General features: G+C 76.4%; 1 protein-coding gene. It reads left to right on the top strand.

Annotated elements, in window-relative coordinates:
• Positions 1-399: 399 nt before the first annotated feature.
• Positions 400-1,682 (top strand): GAF domain-containing protein (locus L0P92_RS44265; RefSeq protein WP_372497438.1); only part of this gene is annotated, 1,283 nt, incomplete at its 3' end.

The raw sequence follows: 1,682 nt of genomic DNA on the forward strand, positions 1-1,682 counted from the left end.
CCCCCGACGGATCCGCCGGCGTCGCGCCGCCTGTCCGCGCCGACCCCGGCGGATCCGTCGGGGGCACCTCGTCGCCGCCGCCTCCGGTGCAGCCGACGGCTACCGCCAGCACCAGCCCGGCGGCCACCCGGGCCGCGCCTCGCGGGAACCGCATGGGGCCAAGTATCGCGTGGATCGGCGGGGTTGGCCCGTGGAGGGCGTGGGGGCGTGAGGTGCGCGGTCGGGGGACCTGGCCGGGTGCCGGAGGTGCCGGGCGAGCGCCGACGTGGGGCGCGGTCCGGCGCCGGAAGCATCCTATTGTGATGCGCATCACGCAGGTCTAGGGTGATATCGCCTGGAGGCCTTCGCCGGGTCGGCGGCCGGGTGGCGGTGCGTGCCGGGGCGGCTCCGGGTGAGGAAGTGATCCGGTTGTCCGTCGCCTGGGACGACATCGGCGGCCTCGTCGATGCCCATGAACGTTTCCTCGCCGGCTCCCTCGTCGAGTCGGACGTCAGGGACTCCGTGCTCGACTCCTGGAAGCGGTGCCGCTCCGCGGGTCTTGAGCCGCATCGCCTGCTGGTCCCCTACAGCGCGGACGTGACGCTGGACGACGGGTTCCTGCGCGCCGCCGACCCCGTCCTTCAGGACCTGAACGCCTCTCTCGTCGACGTGGGCATGGCAATCGCGCTCTGCGACGCACAGGGCCGCATGGTGCAGCGGCTCGGCGGCGACCCCGGGCTGCGCGAGCGCCTCGACGAGGTGCAGTTCGCCCCCGGCTTCGACGCCTCGGAGCCGGTCGTGGGCACCAACGGCGTCGGCACCGCGCTGGCCGAGCGCGGCCCCGTCTACGTCGCGGGCCGCGAGCACTTCGCCGACTGTCTGCAGCCCTTCGCCTGCGCGGGCGCACCCGTCCGCGATCCGTTGAGCGGTCGCATCGAGGCCGTTCTCGACCTCACCTGTCTGCGTGACCAGGGCGATCCGGCCATGATGCGGATGGTGCGGGAAGCCGCCCGGAGCATCGAGGCCCGGCTGCTGGACCAGGCCACCCGTCGCGAGCGTGCGCTGCTCGCCGCCTACCGGCGGGCCGGCGGCCATCCGGAGGCCTGGCCCAAGCAGCCCGAGGGCCTGTCGCACGGGCCGGATCAGGGCGTCGGCGCCCTGCCGCGGCTCGATCTGGTCGTGCTGCGGGAGAAGGCCGAGGAACTCATCGCCTCGCCGCACCGCACCCTCGACGAGGTCGCCCTGCCCAGTGGCCGGACCGCCACCCTGCTGCGCCGCCGGCTCACCGGCGAGGACGGGGAGGCCGGCGTCGCGGTCGAGGCCCGCGTCCTCGGCGGCCCCCGCCTGCGCCATGTCACACCGTCGCCGTCGGCCACACAGACCGCCGCGCTCCCCGCCGCCGCACAGACCTGGGCATCGCCGTCCGTACGGCGTGCCGTCCCGTCGAGCACGCCCGCACCGACCTCTCCGATCGGGCCGCCGACAGCGTGGCGGGCCCCGGACACAGGCGCCGTCCGGGCCGCGACGGCTACGGGAGCCGTGCCCGCCGCAGCGCCGACCACCGCCCCGCCCGCTGCCCGCCGCCGGGCCCCCCCCCCGCCCCGCGCGACCAGGCCGCCCCCACCGTGCCCCCCACGCCACACGCCCCCCCCCCGGCCGCCGCCGCGACCAACCCCCGCGAGGAAACCGACCGTCCGCAGGAG

The organism is Streptomyces muensis (genome assembly GCF_021474425.1).
Lineage (GTDB): Bacteria > Actinomycetota > Actinomycetes > Streptomycetales > Streptomycetaceae > Streptomyces > Streptomyces muensis.